The sequence below is a fragment of the Azospirillum sp. FG154 genome (genome assembly GCF_057809575.1).
In genome coordinates, this window is record NZ_JBMDKF010000005.1 from 225,002 (window position 1) to 243,243 (window position 18,242).

Annotated in this window: 18 protein-coding genes; 6 read left to right on the forward strand and 12 right to left on the reverse strand. The window is 66.2% G+C overall.

Annotated elements, in window-relative coordinates; translation table 11 throughout:
• Positions 1–105: 105 nt before the first annotated feature.
• The 4 genes from ACODS4_RS08345 to ACODS4_RS08360 form a co-directional block, all read right to left on the reverse strand.
• Positions 106–1,041, reverse strand: coding sequence for an Hsp33 family molecular chaperone (locus ACODS4_RS08345; RefSeq protein WP_488862567.1), 936 nt, complete (start codon positions 1,039–1,041; stop codon positions 106–108).
• Between the two features lie 307 nt (positions 1,042–1,348).
• Positions 1,349–2,266: an ornithine carbamoyltransferase gene (gene argF / locus ACODS4_RS08350; RefSeq protein WP_488862569.1), complete on the reverse strand. Its 918-nt coding sequence runs from the start codon at positions 2,264–2,266 to the stop codon at positions 1,349–1,351.
• Entirely contained in the window at positions 2,263–3,420 is a 1,158-nt protein-coding gene (locus tag ACODS4_RS08355) for an aspartate aminotransferase family protein (protein ID WP_488862660.1), read from the reverse strand. Before ACODS4_RS08355 ends, argF begins: the two co-directional genes overlap by 4 nt.
• A gap of 141 nt (positions 3,421–3,561) precedes the next feature.
• Positions 3,562–4,365: an ABC transporter permease gene (locus tag ACODS4_RS08360; protein ID WP_488862571.1), complete on the reverse strand. Its 804-nt coding sequence runs from the start codon at positions 4,363–4,365 to the stop codon at positions 3,562–3,564.
• Between the two features lie 80 nt (positions 4,366–4,445).
• Between ACODS4_RS08360 and ACODS4_RS08365 the strand changes: the two genes are divergently transcribed.
• Positions 4,446–5,030 (forward strand): regulatory protein RecX, encoded by a 585-nt coding sequence (locus ACODS4_RS08365; protein ID WP_488862573.1) that lies wholly within the window; start codon positions 4,446–4,448, stop codon positions 5,028–5,030.
• Positions 5,031–5,195: 165 nt separating this feature from the next.
• On the opposite strand, the gene rpmB is transcribed toward ACODS4_RS08365, so the two are convergent.
• From rpmB to ACODS4_RS08385, 4 genes are all read right to left on the reverse strand, one after another.
• Entirely contained in the window at positions 5,196–5,495 is a 300-nt protein-coding gene (rpmB, locus tag ACODS4_RS08370) for a 50S ribosomal protein L28 (RefSeq protein WP_488862575.1), read from the reverse strand.
• 202 nt (positions 5,496–5,697) lie between these two features.
• Positions 5,698–6,423 carry a phasin family protein gene (locus ACODS4_RS08375; RefSeq protein WP_488862577.1) on the reverse strand — a complete coding sequence of 242 codons (726 nt, stop codon included), beginning with the start codon at positions 6,421–6,423 and terminating at the stop codon, positions 5,698–5,700.
• Positions 6,424–6,641: 218 nt separating this feature from the next.
• Positions 6,642–7,640, reverse strand: coding sequence for a methylmalonyl Co-A mutase-associated GTPase MeaB (gene meaB, locus ACODS4_RS08380; protein WP_488862662.1), 999 nt, complete (start codon positions 7,638–7,640; stop codon positions 6,642–6,644).
• Positions 7,641–7,994: 354 nt separating this feature from the next.
• Positions 7,995–9,887, reverse strand: a complete 1,893-nt coding sequence (locus tag ACODS4_RS08385; protein ID WP_488862579.1) for an ABCB family ABC transporter ATP-binding protein/permease — start codon at positions 9,885–9,887, stop codon at positions 7,995–7,997.
• Positions 9,888–10,131: 244 nt separating this feature from the next.
• Between ACODS4_RS08385 and ACODS4_RS08390 the strand changes: the two genes are divergently transcribed.
• On the forward strand, positions 10,132–12,630 hold the full coding sequence (locus ACODS4_RS08390) for a methyl-accepting chemotaxis protein (protein WP_488862581.1): 2,499 nt from the start codon (positions 10,132–10,134) through the stop codon (positions 12,628–12,630).
• Positions 12,631–12,690: 60 nt separating this feature from the next.
• Here the strand turns inward: ACODS4_RS08390 and ACODS4_RS08395 are convergent, their stop codons facing one another.
• A complete protein-coding gene (locus tag ACODS4_RS08395) occupies positions 12,691–13,098 on the reverse strand; it encodes a tautomerase family protein (protein WP_488862583.1) in 408 nt (135 codons plus the stop codon).
• Between the two features lie 127 nt (positions 13,099–13,225).
• Between ACODS4_RS08395 and ACODS4_RS08400 the strand changes: the two genes are divergently transcribed.
• From ACODS4_RS08400 to ACODS4_RS08410, 3 genes are all read left to right on the forward strand, one after another.
• Positions 13,226–14,170: a LysR substrate-binding domain-containing protein gene (locus ACODS4_RS08400; protein WP_488862585.1), complete on the forward strand. Its 945-nt coding sequence runs from the start codon at positions 13,226–13,228 to the stop codon at positions 14,168–14,170.
• A 70-nt stretch (positions 14,171–14,240) separates the two neighbouring features.
• A complete protein-coding gene (locus ACODS4_RS08405; RefSeq protein WP_488862587.1) occupies positions 14,241–14,405 on the forward strand; it encodes a hypothetical protein in 165 nt (54 codons plus the stop codon).
• Between the two features lie 31 nt (positions 14,406–14,436).
• Entirely contained in the window at positions 14,437–15,084 is a 648-nt protein-coding gene (locus tag ACODS4_RS08410; RefSeq protein WP_488862589.1) for a LysE family translocator, read from the forward strand.
• Between the two features lie 18 nt (positions 15,085–15,102).
• Here ACODS4_RS08410 and ACODS4_RS08415 read toward each other — a convergent pair whose 3' ends face one another.
• Both ACODS4_RS08415 and ACODS4_RS08420 read right to left on the reverse strand, forming a co-directional pair.
• Positions 15,103–15,681: a tyrosine phosphatase family protein gene (locus tag ACODS4_RS08415; protein ID WP_488862591.1), complete on the reverse strand. Its 579-nt coding sequence runs from the start codon at positions 15,679–15,681 to the stop codon at positions 15,103–15,105.
• Between the two features lie 137 nt (positions 15,682–15,818).
• Positions 15,819–16,520, reverse strand: a complete 702-nt coding sequence (locus ACODS4_RS08420) for a tRNA-uridine aminocarboxypropyltransferase (protein WP_488862593.1) — start codon at positions 16,518–16,520, stop codon at positions 15,819–15,821.
• A 322-nt stretch (positions 16,521–16,842) separates the two neighbouring features.
• On the opposite strand from ACODS4_RS08420, the gene ACODS4_RS08425 reads away from it, so the two are divergent.
• Positions 16,843–17,013 carry a hypothetical protein gene (locus tag ACODS4_RS08425; RefSeq protein ID WP_298380032.1) on the forward strand — a complete coding sequence of 57 codons (171 nt, stop codon included), beginning with the start codon at positions 16,843–16,845 and terminating at the stop codon, positions 17,011–17,013.
• A 162-nt stretch (positions 17,014–17,175) separates the two neighbouring features.
• Here the strand turns inward: ACODS4_RS08425 and ACODS4_RS08430 are convergent, their stop codons facing one another.
• Positions 17,176–18,237 carry a Tim44 domain-containing protein gene (locus ACODS4_RS08430; RefSeq protein ID WP_488862595.1) on the reverse strand — a complete coding sequence of 354 codons (1,062 nt, stop codon included), beginning with the start codon at positions 18,235–18,237 and terminating at the stop codon, positions 17,176–17,178.
• Positions 18,238–18,242 lie beyond the last annotated feature (5 nt).

Below are 18,242 nucleotides of genomic sequence, written 5' to 3' on the forward strand. Positions count from 1 at the left end.
TGGGCGCTTCGGTGATTTTTGGCGCCAGCCCCTCTCGTCTTGCTCTGCGGCCTGTCCGAACACAGGATTCGGGAGAGAGCCTGACGGCCCCCTCCCCCATCATCCTTACGCGCCATACACCCGATCAAGGTCGGCGTCGGTGAAATGGTAGTCGGTCGAGCAGAACTGACAGGTCACTTCGACCCGCCCGTCGTCGATCTTCAACTCCTGCACCTCGGCGCGCGGCAGGCTGGCGAGCATCGTCTCCACCCGCTCGCGCGAGCAGCGGCAGCCAAAGCGCAGGCCATGCGCGTCGTAGATCCGCACGCCGTCCTCGTGGAACAGACGATAGAGCAGCGTGGACGCGGCCAGATCGACGTCCAGCATCTCGTCGCCGGTGACGCTGGACATCAGCGCCAGGGCGCGCACCCAATCCTCATCCTTTTCAGACGCCTGAACGCCCGGCTCTTGCGGCAAGCGCTGGATCATCACGCCGCCCGCGCGCCAAACGCCGGGCGTGCCGTCCGGGTTCACGGCGCGGTCCACCGACACCGACAGGCCGGTCTGGATCTGCTCCGACTGGCGGAAATAATGCTGGACGCAATCGGTCAGCGTCTTGCCATACAGCTCGACGATGCCCTGATAACGGTCGGTGTCCGGCCCTTGATCGACGGTGAAGGCGATGTAGCCCTTGCCGATCAACGCCGCCGCCGGGGCGATGTCCACATCGCGCTCGGCCTTCGCCACCTCCTCCGCGTCATACTGAGCGTAGGCGCGCACGTCGCCGACCGAAGTGACGTCGGCGACCAGCACCTTGACGGCGCCCTCGCCCTTGGTCTGAAGGGTGAAGATGCCTTCGTATTTCAACATGCTGGACAGCAGCACGGCGAGCGTCGCGGTTTCCGCCAGAATGCGGGCGACGCTGGACGGGTAATCGTGGCGCGTCAGAATCTCGTCGATGGCCGGGCCAAGCTTGACCATGCGGCCACGCAGGCGCGACGCCTCGATTTGAAAAGGCAGAACAAAGTCGTCGGCGAGCGGACGGACGGAAGGATCGTCCATGAAGGCATTCCTTGAGCAAAGACCGGGAAAAACGAACGTCTGCGGCAAGATCGGAGCCGCACGCCGCCAAATCAAGGGCGGCGGGGCTGACGCGCGCCCGGCGCAGCCCGTTTTAAGCCTCTTTTCCTCTCCCGCAAGCGGGAGAAGCCGTCTTTCCCTCTCCCGCAAGCGGGAGAGGGTGGCGCGAAGCGCCGGGTGAGGGGTTGGCAAGAACCAACCGCTTCCCCCGACGAACCCCTCACCCTTCCCGCCGCTGCGCGGCAGGCCCCTTCCCTCTCCCGAAACGGGAGAGGGAGGAAACAGAATGTCAAACGGACTCGCCGATGCACCAGGCGAGAATCGCCTTTTGCGCGTGCAGGCGGTTTTCCGCCTCGTCCCACACCACCGAATGGCGACCGTCGATCACGCCGTCCGTCACCTCCTCGCCGCGATGGGCGGGCAGGCAATGCATGAACAGCGCGTCCTGGTGCGCCAGCCCCATCAAGGCTTCGTTGACCTGATAGGGTTCCAGGATCGCCGCGCGCTCCTCGACGTCGGTGTTGTGCATTGAGGCCCAGGCGTCGGTGACGACGCATTCGGTCCCGCGCACGGCGTCTTCCGGCGAATCGGTGACGACCAGACGGCCCTTGCCCTCCGCCTTCGCCCAATCGAGCAAGGCCTGCGACGGGCCATACTGCGCCGGGCAGGCCAGACGCAGTTCAAAATCGAAGCGCACGGCGGCGTGCGCCCAACTGACCGCCACATTGTTGCAGTCGCCCAGCCACGCCACCGAACGCCCGGCGATGGGGCCGCGATGCTCCTCGAAGGTCATCAGATCGGCCATGATCTGGCAGGGGTGGGTCTGGTCGGTCAGGCCGTTGATGATCGGGATGCTGGCGTGCGCCGCCAACTCATGCACCCGCTCTTCCCCGGTCGTCCGCACCATGACGGCGTCAACGTAGCGCGAGAGAACCCGCGCGGTGTCGCCGATGGTCTCGCCCCGGCCAAGCTGCATGTCGTCGGGCTTCAACACGACGACGCTGCCGCCGAACTGGCGCATCCCGACCTCGAACGACACGCGGGTGCGGGTGGAGGGCTTCTCGAAGATCAGCGCCAGGGTTTTGTCCTGGAACAGGCTGCGGTAGGCCGCCTTGTCCGCCTTGATGGCGACGGCGCGGTCCAGGATGTGGCGCAACGTGGCCGAATCGAGATCCTTGACGTCAAGGAAGTGACGAACCTTGCTCATGCCGTCCACTCCCGCGCGGTCTGGTCGAGGATGGCGATCGCCTCATCCACCTGCTGTTCCCCAATGATGAGCGGCGGCAACAGACGCACGACGTTGTCGCCCGCCGGAACCGACAGCATGCCGTTGGCGCGCAGCTTGGCCACCACGTCGCCCACCGGCGGCGCGACCTTCAGGCCCAGCAACAGCCCCTGCCCGCGCAGCTCCAGGAAGAATCCCGGATGCTTGGCGATCAGATCCGTCAGGCGACCTTGCAGAATCCCGGCGATGCGCTGCACGCCGTCCAGGAAACCGGGGGCCGTCACCAGATCCAGCACGGCGTTGCCGACGGCGGTCGCCAGCGGATTCCCGCCATAGGTCGAACCGTGCGTTCCGGCGGTCATGCCCGACGCCGCGCGTTCGGTGGCCAGGCACGCGCCCAGCGGAAAGCCGCCGCCGATGCCCTTGGCCACCGCCATGACGTCCGGCGTGATCCCCGCCCATTCATGGGCGAACAGCTTGCCGGTGCGGCCCACGCCGGTTTGGATTTCGTCGAAGAACAGCAGCAGGCCGAACTCGTCGCAGACCTCGCGCAGGCCGCGCAGGAACTCAACCGAACCGGCGCGGATGCCGCCCTCGCCCTGGATCGGCTCGACGCAGATGCCGCCGGTTTCCGGGGTGATGGCGTTGCGCAGTTCGTTCAGATTGCCGAACGCCACCTGATCGAAGCCGTCGAGCAGCGGCCCGAATCCCTTCACCAGCTTGTCCTGCTTGGCGGCGGAGATCGAGGCCAGCGTGCGGCCATGGAAGGCCTGCTCGAAGGTGATGATGCGGGTCTTTTGCGGGTTGCCGTTCTCGTAATGATACTTGCGCACCACCTTGGCCCCGCATTCCCACGCCTCCGCGCCCGAATTCGTGAAGAACACGGTGTCGGCGAAGGTCAGTTCGGTCAGACGCTTGGCAAGGCTTTCCTGCCCGGCGACCCGGAACAGGTTCGACGTGTGCCACACCTTGTGGGCCTGCTCGGTCAGCGCCTTAATCAGGTAAGGATGCGCGTGGCCCAGAGCGTTCACCGCCACGCCGGCGGCGAAATCCAGGAATCGTCGCCCATCGGTCGCGTAAAGATACGGACCTTCGCCGCGCTCGAACACAACATCGGCGCGCGCGTATGTGGGCATAACGACGGGAATCACGGCTCTGGCCTCCCAAAACAGAAAAACCCGGCGAGCAACGTACCCGCCGGGAACCTGGCAAATATCCGGGGAACGATAGGTTCTGTCAACGGATAGCAGCGACGACAGGGCTGGAATTCCCCGGCGTCACGCCTTCAACTTGTAACCTGTTTTAAACATTCTCAAGGCCAACCACCACAGACCGGCGTTGACCCCGGCCATGACGATCACGCCCAGCCACAGCGCCCCGTCGGCCCGCCCGACGAAGCCGTACCGGAAGCCGTCGATCATGTAAAAGAACGGATCGGCGTGGGCCACCCACCAAAAGACGCCGGGCAGCGAATCCACCGAATAGAAGGTGCCGGACAAAAAGGACAAGGGCGTGACGACGAAGTTGGTGACGGCGGCGATGTTGTCGAACTTTTCCGACCAGACGCCGCCGATCAGCCCCAGCAACGACAGCAGCATCGACGCCATCAGCGCGTGAAACAGGACGAATCCCGGATGCGGCATGTGCAGCGGCACGAAACACCAGATCGCCACCCCCGTCACCAGCCCGACCAGCAGGCCGCGCGTGACGCCGCCAAAGACAAAGCCGCTGACCAGCTCCATCGGCGACAAGGGCGGCATCAGGATGTCCACGATGTTGCCCTGCACCTTGGCGATCACCACCGACGAGGAGGTGTTGGCGAAGGCGTTCTGCACCATCGCCATCATCATCAGGCCGGGCGCCAGGAACTCCAGATAAGGCGTCTCGCCGACCGTGCGCACCGCCGCGCCCAGCGACAGGGCGAAGACCGCGTAATAGAGCAGCGTCGTCACCACCGGCGCCCAGACGGTTTGCTGGTGCACCTTGACGAAGCGCCGCACCTCGCGGGCGTACAAGGTCCACAAACCGATCCAGTTGACGGGACCGACGACGCGCGGCATGGGAGGAAGGGGATGAGTCATCGCTTCACGATTCACAAAAGGACGGCGGACTTTACGGCCCACCGGCCCGCCGGGCAACCGCCACCACCGCAAGGACAGCCATGACCCGCGACAATCCGTCTCGCCGCCCATCCGGCCCCGCCGCCAAGCCGGTCAAGCGGGTGACGCCGCAATATCTGGAAAATTCGGCCCTGCATTATTTGGAGCGATTCGCCAGCTCCACCGCCAATCTGCGCAACGTGCTGATGCGCAAGGTTCAACGCTCCGCCCAGGCCTACGGCGACGATCCCGAAGAGGGCGCGGCTTGGGTGGACGCGTTGATCGAACGTTACGTCCGCGCCAATCTGCTGAACGACGACACCTACGCCCGGATGCGGACGGAAAGCCTGCACCGGCGCGGCGCGTCCACCCGCGCCATCGCGCAAAAGCTGGCGGCCAAGGGAATCGACCGCGACGGCGCCGACAAGGCGCTGGAGACTCTGCGGGAGGATGTTGGGCCGGATTTGGATCTGACGGCGGCGCTGGCCTTGGCCAAACGGCGGCGACTCGGCGTCTACCGGCTGCCCGAAGCCCGTGCGGCGCACCGCGACAAGGACATGGCGGCGCTGGGCCGCGCCGGATTCGGTTATGATATCGCCCGCCGCGTGGTCGACGCCGAGGATCCGGCGGATCTGCTGGACGAATGATCCCAAACACCACGGTTCAGAAACGACGAAACGCGCGATCTCCTTATCGGAAATCGCGCGCCGCTCTCGACCGGGAGTCGGATTCGTCCTGTAGGCGCCCTAAAACCTGTGTCGGCGGGTAATGCGAACACCACCCGCCTGAGCGCGCCGCCAAAAATCAGGGGATCAGGCGGCGGCCTGAGCCTTTTCCGTGGCCTTGGCGATGCGGCGCTTGGCGCGACGGGCGTCGTCGCTCAGCACCGCGTCCTTCGCGTCGAGCAGGAAGGCGTCGAGGCCGCCCTTGTGCTCGATCGAGCGGATCGCGTGGACCGAGAGGCGCAGACGCACCAGCGAACCCAGAGCGTCGCTCAGCAGCGAGGTGTCCTGGAGGTTCGGCTGGAAGCGGCGACGATTCTTGTTGTTGGCGTGGCTGACGTTGTTGCCAAACTGCGTGCCTTTGCCAGTCACGGAGCACCGACGTGCCATCGGACTAATCCTTTACTTGAACAAATGAAACCCGGTGACGGGCGGTACGCCGCCCGAAGGAGGCCGCTATATAGTCGAACAAAACAGGGGTCGTCAAGAACGGATCCGCGAGAACAAGCCGGAGAATCCTCAAGACGCCCCAGAGTCGAACCGCAAGCCGTCTCTCAACAACGCCAAGAGACGGCGACGCGATGGACTTCGTTCAACGTTGGGCGCCGGGACGACCCGCCGGACGACCGCCGACGCGACGCTGCGGGCCAGCCTTGACCGGCGGCTTGGCGGCGACGGGAGCCGGGGCCTCCGGAGCGGCGGAGACCGGAGCGGCCTCCTCCACCGGAGCGGCTTCCACCGGGGCTTCGACGGGCGCTTCAACCGGCGCTTCGACAACCGCCGCCGGGACCGGAGCCTCCGGAGCGACGGCCTCGACGACCGGCGCGGGCGCTTGAACAACGACAGGCTCAACGACTGGAGCCGTGACCACCGGCGCTTCCACAACCGGAGTCTCGACGACCGGAGCCTTGGCCTTCGCCGGGGCTTCAACCTTCGCGACCACGGCCACCGGCTTCACCAGGACCGGGCCGGGCGCCTTGGCGGCCACCGTCGCGTTGGCGACCGGGAGGGCGGCGACCTCGGCGGCGATCTTGGCCGACACGTCCAGGAAGCCCTGGACGCCTTCGGTCACGCGGGCCTGGGTCGTGTTCAGCCATTCGCGGTGCAGCGCCGCCAGATCGGCGGGCGAGCGGACCTTGCCGAACTCGCCAGCGAAGCGGCCAGCGTCGTTGACCGAGGCGGTGACGCCGTCGAACCAGCGGCGGTAGCCGTCCTGCACCAGCCCGGCGACGCGGGCCGATTTGGCGGCGGTGGTTTCGGCGTTGGTTTTGGCGAGCGAACCGGCTTGGCTGAACAGGCCGAAGAAATTGGCGGTCATGGCGCGTTGTCTCCCGTGGACGAATCAGTGTGGCGGAAACGGAAAGGCCGCTCCGGCAAACCCCAGGAGACTGCGGGCAACCGTTCGCCCAAGCGTCTTTGGCAGACGCCCCTTTCCCGCCTTTGCCAAACTAACCCCACGGGCGTTGCGGCGCAACGGAAATGTTGCGGTGCAACATAAGCGGTTTGACCTAAAGCCGCTCCATCGTCAGGAGGCCGTCAAGGGGCCGCCGATTCGCCCAGGAAACGCCCCAGCAGCGCGCGCGCCGCCGTGGTCGGGATCATCGTCCCCGCCGTGACGTCGGCCTCAAGCCGCGCCAGATCGCCGCGCACCGCCGGGTGGGCGCGGAATCGGTCGATCAGCGTTTCGCGAATCTCGCTCCACAGCCAGGCGCGCGCTTGGTCGGCCCGCCGGGTCGCGCGCTGGCCGTTGGCCTGGGTGATCGCCTTGTGCTCGCCAATCGTGTCCCAAATGGCGTCCACCCCATTCTTGTGAACCGCCGAGCAACTCAGCACCGGCACCCGCCAATCGCCGTGGCGCAGCAGGGTCAAAGCGTGGCGGTAGTCGGCCACCGTGTGGCGCGCGGTGGCGGCCAGATCGCCGTCGGCCTTGTTGACGACGACCAGATCGGCCAGTTCGACGATGCCCTTCTTGATGCCCTGCAACTCGTCGCCGCCAGCGGGCAGCAGCAGCAGCATGAACAGATCGACCATGTCGGCGACGGCGGTTTCCGATTGGCCGACGCCCACCGTCTCGACGACGATGACGTCAAAGCCCGCCGCCTCGCAAATCAGCATCGCCTCGCGCGTGCGCCGCGCCACCCCGCCCAGCGTCGCCCCGGCGGGCGACGGGCGGATGAAGGCGTTCGCCTCGCGCGACAGATCGACCATGCGGGTCTTGTCGCCCAAAATCGAGCCGCCGGTGCGTTGCGAGGACGGATCGACCGCCAAAACCGCCACCTTGTGGCCCAAACCAATGACGTGCAGCCCGAACGCCTCGATGAAGGTCGATTTTCCCACCCCCGGCACGCCGGAAATGCCCAGCCGCACCGAATCGCCGGTGAAGGGCAGCAACGCCGCCAACAGCGCCTCGGCGGTGGCGCGGTGATCGGCGCGGGTCGATTCGATCAACGTGATGGCGCGGGCCAAGGCCCGGCGGTCCCCGGCGCGAACGGCGTCGGCGAGTTGGATCGGGTCGGAGTCACGGAAGTCGGACATGGTCGGGTCGGCAGCCACAGCGGTGATCGTCATCATACCGCCACCCTACCCGCGCCCGCGCCCGCGATAAAGCCCTTGGGTTTGCAGGCGGGCGCGACCAATGGCGCCGCTTGGGTGAGGCGGGGAGTTGCGAAGGGTGTTTTTTTGACACCGATGAACACCGATAGACACAGATGAAGAAAGATAAACGGAGCCGATTCTGGTGATGTCCGCCGTGATCTGCGCGGATGTGTTCGCGATATTTTTTATTAATAGAACAGCCTTGTTCCGCATCGCGCTGAAACGGCAAGCCCAAGCGCTCATTCACGTTCATCTGTGTTTATCTGTGTTCATCGGTGTCAAAAAAATCCCCTCTCACATCGCCACGACTTCCGGCACGGCCTCCGCCACCGGAACCACGCCTTGGCTGGCGTCCTGCTGGCGGGTCCACAGCGCGGCGTAGGCGCCGCCAGCGGCCAACAATTCGGCGTGGCGACCGCGCTCGATGACTTGGCCGCCGTCCAGAACCAGGATTTCGTCGGCGTCGATCACGGTGGACAGGCGATGCGCGATGACCAGCGTGGTGCGGCCCCGGCTGACTTCGCGCAGGTTGGCTTGGATCTCACGTTCGGTGTGGGTGTCCAGCGCGCTGGTGGCCTCGTCGAACAGCAGGATCGCCGGGTTTTTCAGGATGGTGCGGGCGATGGCGACGCGCTGCTTCTCGCCGCCCGACAGCTTCAGCCCGCGCTCCCCCACCATCGTCTGATAGCCGTCGGGCAACCCCATGACGAACTCGTGGATGTGGGCGAGCCGGGCCGCCTGCTCCACCTCCGCCGGGCTGGCGCCGGCGCGGCCATAGGCGATGTTGTAAAAGACGGTGTCGTTGAACAGAACGGTATCCTGCGGAACGATGCCGATGGCCCCGCGCAAGGAGGTCTGCGTCACGTCGCGGATGTTCTGTCCGTCGATCAACACCCGCCCGGCGTTGACGTCGTAAAAGCGGAACAGCAGACGGCTTATCGTCGATTTCCCAGCCCCGGACGCGCCGACGATGGCGACCGTCTTGCCCGCTGGAACCGTGAAGCTGACGCCCTTCAGGATCGGGCGGCGCGGGTCATAGCCGAACTCCACCCCCTCGAACCGCAGCTCCGCCCCATCGACCGCCAGAGCGGGCGCGCCCGGCGCGTCGGCCACCTCGCGGTCCACCCCCAACAGAGTCACCAGGGATTCGATGTCGGTCAGCGATTGCTTGATCTCGCGATAGACGACGCCGAAGAAGTTCAGCGGCTGGTAAAGCTGCAACAGATAGGTGTTCACCAGCACGAAATCGCCCAGCGACATGGTCCCCTGAACGATCCCATTGGCCGCCATGCCCATGACCACGGCCAACCCGACGGAGATGATCGCCGATTGGCCGACATTCAGCAGGGACAGGCTTTGCTGGCTGCGCACCGCCGCCTTTTCATAGGATTGCAGGGCGCTGTCGTAACGCCGCGCCTCATGCTCCTCATTCCCGAAATATTTGACCGTCTCGAAATTCAGCAGGCTGTCGATGGCCTTGGTGTTGGCGGAGCTGTCGGTGTCGTTCATCAGGCGGCGGAACTTGATCCGCCATTCCGACACGAAGAAGGTGTAAAGGATGTAGCCCGCCACCGTCACGAAGGTGGCCAGCGCGAACCAACCGCTGAACAGGCTCCACAGCACGCCGCAGACCAGCGCGATCTCGACCAGGGTCGGCGCGATGGAGAACAGCGTGTAGCGCAACAGCGCCTCAATCGCCCGCGTCCCGCGCTCCAGCGAACGGGTCAACCCGCCGGTCTGGCGCTCCAGATGAAAGCGCAGGGACAGCCCGTGCAAATGGCGGAACACCGACAGGGCGACGCGGCGGATCGTCCGCTGCGCCACGGTGGCGAACACCGCGTCGCGCAACTCGGCGAAGACCAGCGAAACGACGCGGGCCAGACCATAAGCGAGAATCAGGCCCAACGGGATGGTCAGAACCGCGTTCGCCCCGCCGCCCGCCGCCGCGCCGCCTGCCGACACGCTGGGAGTCAGCGCGTCGATGGCCTGCTTGTAGAAAATCGGGATGAAAATATTGGCGACCTTGGCCCCGATCAACAGCAGCATGGCGGCGACCACGCGCAGCCGGGTTTCCAGCGAGTCGCGCGGCCAGATGTAAGGAACCAGGGAGCGGATCACCCCCAGATCCCCCAGCTTGTTGGATTGAAAGGGGCTTTGGTCGGGTGTGGATGGCAGGCTGCGGCGCATGGATCGGCAATCATGTGGTCGGAGATTCGGGAACGCGGCGACGCGCATCCCCTAACCTAGACGCCCCACGCCCATCGTCAAAGGCCGCGCGTCCGTTTCACCTCGGCGCCATTCCCCCCGCCACCCAGTGGTTTTGCCGGATCGTCATGGAACAACCCTTGGCAACGAACTGGAAACCTTCTTACCCTACTGTCGTCCTCGCATCGCAGCGCGCCCCGAACCGCAGATCAAGGCATCACCGACCATGCAAAACGCCAATTTCGCTGGACGCTTCAAGGTGGGAACCCGCATTTACAGCGGCTTCCTGCTGATCCTCGCTCTTCTGGGGCTGGTCGCGGTGTTCAGCGTCCGCGCCTTGACCGACGTCGAAGCCGGGTTTGGCCGTTATTCAAGCATCTCCACCAATTCTCTGCGGTTGAGCGAATTGGACGGCGACGTCTCCGACATGCGCCGCAACGTGGTGAACTACTCCCTCACGGGTCAGGATTCGTTGATCGAGCCGATCCGCGCCCAGTTGAAGACGCTGGCCGTCAAGCTGCGCGGCAACCGCGACGCCGCGACGGACTCCGGACGCCGCGCCAACATCGAGCGGATGCTCCAGCTTCTCGACGGCTACAGCGCCAATTTCGCCAAGCTGGTCGAGATTCGTGAACGGCGCGACGCCCTGGTCGACAAGGAACTGAACCCGGCTGGCACCAAGGCGCGGGAGGCGATCAGCCAGATGATCGCCAGCGCCATGACCGACAGCGACCCGGAATCGGCGGCGACGGCGGGGTTGGTGATGGAAAAGCTGATGCTGGCGCGGATCAGCGCCCAGCGTTTCCTGAATGATCCGAGCCAAAAATTCATCGACGAGGCGAAAGGCCGGAACGACATCCTCCGCACGACCGTCGCCACGCTGGCCGAACGCCAGACCAACCCGGCCCGCCGGAAGCTGGCGGAGGAAGCGGCCCAGCAGAGCGGTCGGTACCTCGACGCCTTCACGCGCCTTGTCACGTCCGTCAACGACGCCCAGGCGCTGGCCTTCGGCGTGATGCCCGCCGAAGGCGAGGAGTTCGCCACCCTGGCCGCGAAAACCCTGGCGTCGCAGACCGAAGCGCGCCAACAGGTTCAGGACGACATGCAAACCAGCATGGAGCGCACCATCGCGCTCGTCACCGGGATTGCCGGCGGCGCCTTCGCCTTTGGCCTGCTGGTCGCCTTCCTGACCGCGCGCTCCATCGTCCGCCCCGTGGTCCAGATGACCGGCGCGATGACCGATCTGGCGGCGGGGAACCTGACCGTCACGGTTCCAGCCCAGGACAATCAGGACGAAATCGGCCAGATGGCCAAAGCCGTCCAGGTCTTCAAAGACAACGCGGTCGAGAAAAAGCGGATGGACGAGGCGGAGCGCGAACGGCTGGAGGCCGAACGCCGCGCCGCTGAGGCCCAGCGCGCCCGCGAACAGGCCATCGGCGAGGAAATCGCCACCCTGATCGACGCGGTGTCGAAAGGCGATCTGGAGCGTCGGATCGATCTGGCGGGCAAGGACGGCTTCTATCGGACCATGTCCGAGGGCATCAACCGTCTGACCAACACCGTGCAAAGCGTCATCGCCGATCTGGGCGAGGTGTTGAGCGCGCTGGCCCAGGGCGACCTGAACCGCCGCGTCACCAGCGACTATCACGGCGCCTTCCAGCAGGTGAAGACCGACGTCAACGCCACCTCGGCCAAGCTGGCGGAGATCGTCGGCGACATCACCGCCGCCGCCGAGACCATCGCGTCGGCGTCCGCCGAGGTGTCGCTCGGCTCGTCGGATCTGGCCGAACGGACGGAACAGCAGGCCAGCAGCCTGGAGGAAACCGCCGCCAGCATGGAAGAGCTGGGGGCCACCGTGCGCTCGAACGCCGAGAACGCTCAACGCGCCAACGTCATGGCCGCCGACGCCCGCACCGCCGCCGAATCGGGCGGCGGCGTCGCCGAATCGGCCATCGAGGCGATGCGCCGGATTGAGAGTTCCAGCCGCAAAATCACCGACATCATCGGCGTCATCGACGAAATCGCCTTCCAAACCAACCTGCTGGCCCTGAACGCCGCTGTCGAGGCCGCCCGCGCGGGCGACGCCGGACGCGGCTTCGCGGTGGTGGCGCAAGAGGTCCGGCAACTGGCTCAGCGCTCCGCCCAAGCCTCGAAAGAGATCAAGGGCCTGATTATGGACAGCGACGCCCAGGTCAAGGACGGCGTCGATCTGGTGAAGAAAGCGGGCGACGCGTTGGGCGGCATCGTGTCGGGCGTCCATCAGGTGGCGACGCTGATTTCCGAAATGGCCTCGGCTTCGGCGGAACAGGCGACGGCGCTGGACGAAATCAACGCGACCGTGGCCAGCATGGACGAGATGACCCAAAAGAACGCCGCCTTGGTCGAAGAAACCACCGCCGCCGCCCAGGCGATGAGCGGACAGGCCAGCGAGTTGAAGGGGTTGATCGGCTTCTTCAAGCTGGCGGGCGCCGCCCGCGCGACCGCCGCGCCGACGCGGACCGCCAACCACCACGCTCCGGCGCCTCTGCACCGCGCGGTGGCCCCCACCCGTCCGGCTCCGGTCCGCAGCGCCGCCAAGGCCGCCCCGGCGACCAAGCCGGTCGCCGCCAAGCCCGCCGCTCGCCCCGCCCTGCGCCCCGTGGCCAGTGGTCCCGCCGCCGCGCCCAACCAAAGCGCGGTGCTGAAGCACAGCGTCAGCGACGACGACGATTGGAAGGAGTTTTGATCGACCGCCCTGTCCGCCGGACGCCTTTGTCCGCGCCCGGCGGACAGGGCGGTTTGCTTCTTACGAATCCTGCCCGCGCTGCTGCGCCAGAGCCATGGCGAAGACGCCATTGCCGACCGACCAATCCGAATAATCATTTTCGTGGACGAAAATGAACAGATCGCGCGGCGACACCCCCGCCGCCGCCTCAAGATTGGCGGCGATCCGCGCGTACAAATCCCGCTTCATCGCGTCGCCGCGCCCCCGCCGCATGGTGATTTCCGCCACCACCAGCCGGTCGGAACGGGCGATCCCATTGAACCGCCGATCATAGAAAAAATCATCGGAGTCATAGCTGGACACCAGATTGAACAGCTCGTCGGCGGGCATGCCGATGGCCTCCACCAAGGCCCGGTGAATTCCATCGACGATGGCTTGCTTGCGGCTCTGGGGGGTGTCTTTGTGAACGGCGGTGCGGACGAACGGCATGACGACCTCTTGACGGACTTGGGGAAAACCGCGCGGCGCCCGCCGCGCTGACCCTCGCTGTTTAGGAAGAATCGCGGATCGGCATAAGCGATTTCCCCGACCGTCCTATGTGCGGTAAACTCACAGAATGAAACGCCGTCTTCCTTCCCTGAACGCCCTGCGCGCGTTCGAGGCCGCCGCCCGCCTGGGGCGGATGAGCGCGGCGGCGGACGAGTTGGCCGTCACCCACGGCGCGGTCAGCCGCCAAATCCGCCATCTGGAAGAGGTTTTGGGCGTCACCCTGTTCGCCGGTTCAAAGGCGAGGCCCGCGTTGACCGACGCCGGTCGGGCGCTTCTGCCCGGTTTGACCGACGGTTTCGACCGGATGGACGCCGCCGTCCGCGCCTGCGTGGACGCCGACAGCGCGACCCTCGACGTGTCCTGTCTCAGCACCTTCCTGATGCGCTGGTTGATTCCTCGGCTGCACCGCTTCAACGCGGCCAACCCCGCCATCGACGTGCGGCTGCGGGCCGCCGACCAAGCCGTGGACATCGACCGCGAACGCTTCGACGTCGTCATCACGGTGGACGAGTCGCCGTCCGCCGCCACGCCGCCCATGACGCTGACGCTGTTCGCCGAGATGTTGGGGCCGGTGGCGGCTCCGTCCTTGCTCCCCACCCCGTCGCCCGACGGGGCGGCGGACCTGCCGTCCCTGCCCATTCTGCACACCAAGACCCGGCGCAACGCCTGGGCCATGTGGTCCGCCGCCGCCAACCTCCCGCCGCCCGACCCCGCCCGAATCGACCCCGCCCGAATATCCACCGAGTTCGAGCATTATTATTACACCCTGGAAGCCGCGCTGGCCGGGTTGGGGGTCTGCGTCGCGCCCTGGCATCTGGTCGCCGACGACGTGCGGAACGGGCGTCTGCTCGCCCCCTGCGGCTTTCACGCCAGCGGTTACGTTTATGTCGCCCAATGGCGGCGGCGCAACCGGAAGACCGAACGATTCTGCGCGTGGTTGGCGGAGGAGGCGGCGGCCATCGCCGCCCCACCGCAACCTTTCCCATCCCCGGCGCATCAGCCACCCCTTTAACGAATCGGTGGCGATTGGCGTGGTCCAATCAAACCCGCGTTCCCTCACGCCCTGGTTCGGAGCCGCCCTGATGACCCGTTTGCTTGTCGCCCTGTCCATGGCCGTCGTCACAACCTGTCTGCTGGCCGGTTGCGGCGTCGTCAGCGGGGCGGCCAGCGTCGCCGGAACCGCCGTCAGCGTCACCGGCTCAGCGGTCAGCACCGCCGCCGACGTCGTCACCGCGCCAATCCGCTGATCGCTCTCCTGGAAAGCCCGAGCCTGCGCCCATGTTCGCCTACGACATCGCCCATTGGTCCGCCTTTCTCGCAGCGGCGGCGATGCTGAACCTGTCGCCGGGACCGGACATGGCGTTCATTCTGGGTCACACGGTCAAAGGCGGGGCGCGGGCGGGAACCGCCGCGATGCTGGGGATTTGGACCGGGGCCTTCGGCCATGTCCTGCTCGCCGCGCTGGGCCTGTCGGCCGTCGTCGCGGCGTCGGCTCTGGCCTTCGCCGTCGTCAAATGGGCGGGGGTGGCTTATCTGTTTTGGATCGGCCTTCAGGCGTTGCGGTCAAAAGGCGGGGCGTTCCTCGCCGAGTCGGCGGAAGCGAAAGAGGCGAACAGCGTCGATCTATGGGCGGTTTACCGGCAAGGCGCGTTGATCGACCTGTTGAATCCGAAGGTCGCCATCTTCTTCTTGGCGTTCCTGCCGCAATTCGTCGTCGCCGGGGCCGGGCCGGTGTGGGCGCAATTGCTGCTGCACGGCGTGCTCATCATCGCCGTCGCCGCCGTGATCGAGCCGCCGCTGGTTTTGTTGGGCGACCGCGTCACCACCCGCCTGCGCCACAGCCAGCGGCTGGCCCTGTGGCTGGACCGGACGCTGGGGGCGCTGTTGATCGGGCTTGGCCTGCGGCTGGCGGCGATGGAGCGCTGACGGAAAACCGCCGCGCGCTCAGTCGATCAGATCCTCGACCTCGCGGATCCGACCGTTGTCGATCATGAACTGCACCAGCTCCGGGCGCTGTCGTCCCACGGTCTGGTGACGGGCGCGAGCGGCGGCGATCAGATCGCCGTCGCGGCCCAGAAGCTCGTCGGCGAACTCAATCATCCGCAGATTCGGCCACGCCTTGCTGCGGATCGCCGCGACGACGGCCATCGCCTCCGCCGCCGGACGCTCGGGCCGGGCCTGGGCCAGAATCATCGTCAGCGCCGCCGTGGAGCGGGAAATGCCCGCGTGGCAATGGACCAGCAGATGGCGACAGTCCACCGGCTCAGCCAACAGATCGCGGCCAAAGGCCAGGATGCGCTCGACGTCGGCCTTCTCCGGGGCGATCTGGCCACGCGTCAGGTCGATGACGTCGTGGAAGCGCAGTTCCAGCCGTTGGTGCTCGCCATAGGCGCCGAAGGCCGTCGGCTCCGGATGGTCGGGGTCGAGGATGGACAGCACATGGCTGACCCCGGCGGCGCCGAAGCCGTCCAACTCGTCAAGGCCGCACACGGTCAAACCGAAGGGAACAAAATCGCTGGCCATGATGCTCTCTCTTGCAGACTCATCCGAAACAGCGCGCCGCAACCGGAACGGGCGGGGCGGCGGGAAGACATTTGGCGCTCCCCGCCCGCCCACCGTCAACCGGGGAACCGTTCGTTCACAGACAATTCATCCCGGTCTCACGCCGTCTCACCGCCCTCGTCAACCTCCGGCGCGGCCTCGGGCGCCATCTGACCTGGACGCGGGCGCGGCGCGCGCACCTTCTTCAGCAGCAAGGCGAAGGGCTTCAACGCCCGGTCCATGATCGTCGGGTCGGCCTCCAGCCGCGACAGCAGGAAGGCGCTCGCCTCCAGCGTGGACACGCTGTCGCGGCGCGGCTCCTTGCGGGCCTGTCCGTACAGCGAGGTGAAATTCGGGTTCAGCACGATCCGGCGGCATTTCAACAGCCACGCGTTGCGCCACCACAGGGTCTTGGCCTGGCTCCAGGTGCCGTCCAGCACGATGACGCCCTCCAGGCCGCCCAGCACCGAATCGCTGTCTTTTTGCGGCGCGCCGGATTTGTCGACCACCGCCACCTCGCGCGTCGCCTTCGGCGCGTCGGGCTTGACCGGGCCGAGGTACAAAACGCCCCAGCGCTTGTAATCGACTTCGCGCCCTAGAATGCGTTTCAGATTCGGCCAGCTCAAGCCGACCTTCAGCGCCGAGTTGGGAAATTGGAGATGGGCGATCTGCGCCGTTCCCAAATTTTCGCGTTTTTCCTGCGGGTGTTGCAAAACGAGAAGGAAAGTGCGAGTCCGGATCGGCTCCACCGCCTCGCAAACGCACAAATGCTGAAGTTTTAGGCAAGTGGGGCAGGTTTCAGGGGCGATGGCGCTGGGCATGGGACGAACAGGATCCTTGAGAACAAGAGCAGCCGCAGGTCTGGGCTGAGGCGACTATGGGTTGGAATGGCGCGGAAGGGAACCACATCTCATCACCGGCGCGGCAAAAGCGCAGCATCGCCTTTATCGGGCCGGGGCGACGTCCCCCAGTCCGCATAAACCGTTTGTAGAGGATTGCTCGTGTGTCATGGACTCGTGTGACGCTCATCACGGCTGGCCTGGAACTTGCGAGTTAGGGTTCCAGGCAAACAGGACGGGGAAAACCAAGCTCGACCACAGGGTCGATCCCGGACTTTCCCCGGCGCTCAAAAGGAGACCTGCCATGCTGCCCGCACATTTGGCCGACCGCTTGTTGAAGCAGCGCCGCGACGCGGACACTGCGGAGTTCGCCCGGCAATTGCCGCTCCACGCGGAGGATCCCCGATGGTTGACCGACCCGGAAGACGAGTCCATGGCGGCTCGCCGCGAACCGGATTGGGCCAGCCGCTACTGAGCCGCAGACGTCCGCGCTTGGTCGGAACGGTCGCCGTCGCGCGTCGGACGGCGGTCGGTTTGTTCCGTCTCCGACAAACCGACCTGACAACAAACCGACCACAAAAAAACACCCCGGCCTGACAGCCGGGGCGTTCTTTTTTCAACCCTATCCCTGCGCGCGTCAGCGGGTCTGCTGGATCGCCGACAGATGCCAGGCGCCGCCCAGCGGACGGATGAAGGTCCACAGCTCCGTCGCCTCGGTCGGGCGGCTGGCGTCGCCCTCCACCACGCGGCCCGACGCGCGGTCCAACGTGACGTCGATCAGCGAGAAGCGCATCGCCACCGTGGCGTACTCAACATTGCCCTCGCGCCAGGCTTCCGACAGATCGCCCTGCAACAGCGTGACGTCCGACACCTTGTTGACGACGCCCTTGGCCTTGTTGTCGGCCAGATCGCCGCTGAAATAAGACAGCATTTCCGGCGTCGCCAGACGGCTCAACCCATCGACGTCCTCGCGGCCATAGGCGGTCTGAACGCCGACCAGCAGCCGCTCGAACGCCTCATAATCCGCAGGCTGGACGCCGATCTCATCGGGTTGGCGCGACGCGGCGCGGCCAGCCGGACCAGCCCCAAGCCCGCCGCCAAGCGGGCCGCCGCCTTGCTGCGGGTTGAAACCGGCTTCCGTCGCGTCGCGATTGAGCGGGCCGCCGGCGTAGGCCGGGATCGGGCCGGACGCCTGCGCCGAGCGGTTGCGGAAAAACCGCATGGCCAGACGGACCAGGAAGACGACCAGAACGATCTGAAGGATGAAGCCGAGAATCCCGGCGAAGCTGCCCAGGCCGCTGAAGAAGCCGCCGCCAAACAGCATCGCGCCGATGCCCGCGCCGATCAGGCCGCCCATCAGACCGGACATGAAGCCGCCGCCCCGGAAGAAACCGCCGGATTGGGCCGGAGCCGCCGCCGAAGTGGGCGCGCCCGGTTGCGTGGCCGGGGCGGTCGTCCGCTCCATCGGCTTGGCCGTCGTCGGCGCGGTCGCGGTGGCCGCCGGGGCGCTGGTCGTGCGCTCTCCACGGCTGCCGGACGACGTGCTTTTCGCGGCGCGGGCGTCCGCGCTTCCCGCCGACAGCGCCATCATCAAGGCAACCGCCACGGCGGTCAAACGCCGGGCGCCCGACGCTGAAACGCCGCTGGTCGGCGCGACAGACGTCGAGGAAACGGTGGTAGGTCGGGTGTTCTCAGTCATGATCG

Excerpts from the sequence above, each read along its gene's own strand:
- ACODS4_RS08345 (WP_488862567.1), bottom strand. The coding sequence starts at position 1,041 with ATGGACGATCCTTCCGTCCGTCCGCTCGCCGACGACTTTGTTCTGCCT.
- argF (WP_488862569.1), bottom strand. The coding sequence starts at position 2,266 with ATGAGCAAGGTTCGTCACTTCCTTGACGTCAAGGATCTCGATTCGGCC.
- ACODS4_RS08355 (WP_488862660.1), bottom strand. The coding sequence starts at position 3,420 with ATGCCCACATACGCGCGCGCCGATGTTGTGTTCGAGCGCGGCGAAGGT.
- ACODS4_RS08360 (WP_488862571.1), bottom strand. The coding sequence starts at position 4,365 with ATGACTCATCCCCTTCCTCCCATGCCGCGCGTCGTCGGTCCCGTCAAC.
- ACODS4_RS08365 (WP_488862573.1), top strand. The coding sequence starts at position 4,446 with ATGACCCGCGACAATCCGTCTCGCCGCCCATCCGGCCCCGCCGCCAAG.
- rpmB (WP_488862575.1), bottom strand. The coding sequence starts at position 5,495 with ATGGCACGTCGGTGCTCCGTGACTGGCAAAGGCACGCAGTTTGGCAAC.
- ACODS4_RS08375 (WP_488862577.1), bottom strand. The coding sequence starts at position 6,423 with ATGACCGCCAATTTCTTCGGCCTGTTCAGCCAAGCCGGTTCGCTCGCC.
- meaB (WP_488862662.1), bottom strand. The coding sequence starts at position 7,640 with ATGTCCGACTTCCGTGACTCCGACCCGATCCAACTCGCCGACGCCGTT.
- ACODS4_RS08385 (WP_488862579.1), bottom strand. The coding sequence starts at position 9,887 with ATGCGCCGCAGCCTGCCATCCACACCCGACCAAAGCCCCTTTCAATCC.
- ACODS4_RS08390 (WP_488862581.1), top strand. The coding sequence starts at position 10,132 with ATGCAAAACGCCAATTTCGCTGGACGCTTCAAGGTGGGAACCCGCATT.
- ACODS4_RS08395 (WP_488862583.1), bottom strand. The coding sequence starts at position 13,098 with ATGCCGTTCGTCCGCACCGCCGTTCACAAAGACACCCCCCAGAGCCGC.
- ACODS4_RS08400 (WP_488862585.1), top strand. The coding sequence starts at position 13,226 with ATGAAACGCCGTCTTCCTTCCCTGAACGCCCTGCGCGCGTTCGAGGCC.
- ACODS4_RS08405 (WP_488862587.1), top strand. The coding sequence starts at position 14,241 with ATGACCCGTTTGCTTGTCGCCCTGTCCATGGCCGTCGTCACAACCTGT.
- ACODS4_RS08410 (WP_488862589.1), top strand. The coding sequence starts at position 14,437 with ATGTTCGCCTACGACATCGCCCATTGGTCCGCCTTTCTCGCAGCGGCG.
- ACODS4_RS08415 (WP_488862591.1), bottom strand. The coding sequence starts at position 15,681 with ATGGCCAGCGATTTTGTTCCCTTCGGTTTGACCGTGTGCGGCCTTGAC.
- ACODS4_RS08420 (WP_488862593.1), bottom strand. The coding sequence starts at position 16,520 with ATGCCCAGCGCCATCGCCCCTGAAACCTGCCCCACTTGCCTAAAACTT.
- ACODS4_RS08425 (WP_298380032.1), top strand. The coding sequence starts at position 16,843 with ATGCTGCCCGCACATTTGGCCGACCGCTTGTTGAAGCAGCGCCGCGAC.
- ACODS4_RS08430 (WP_488862595.1), bottom strand. The coding sequence starts at position 18,237 with ATGACTGAGAACACCCGACCTACCACCGTTTCCTCGACGTCTGTCGCG.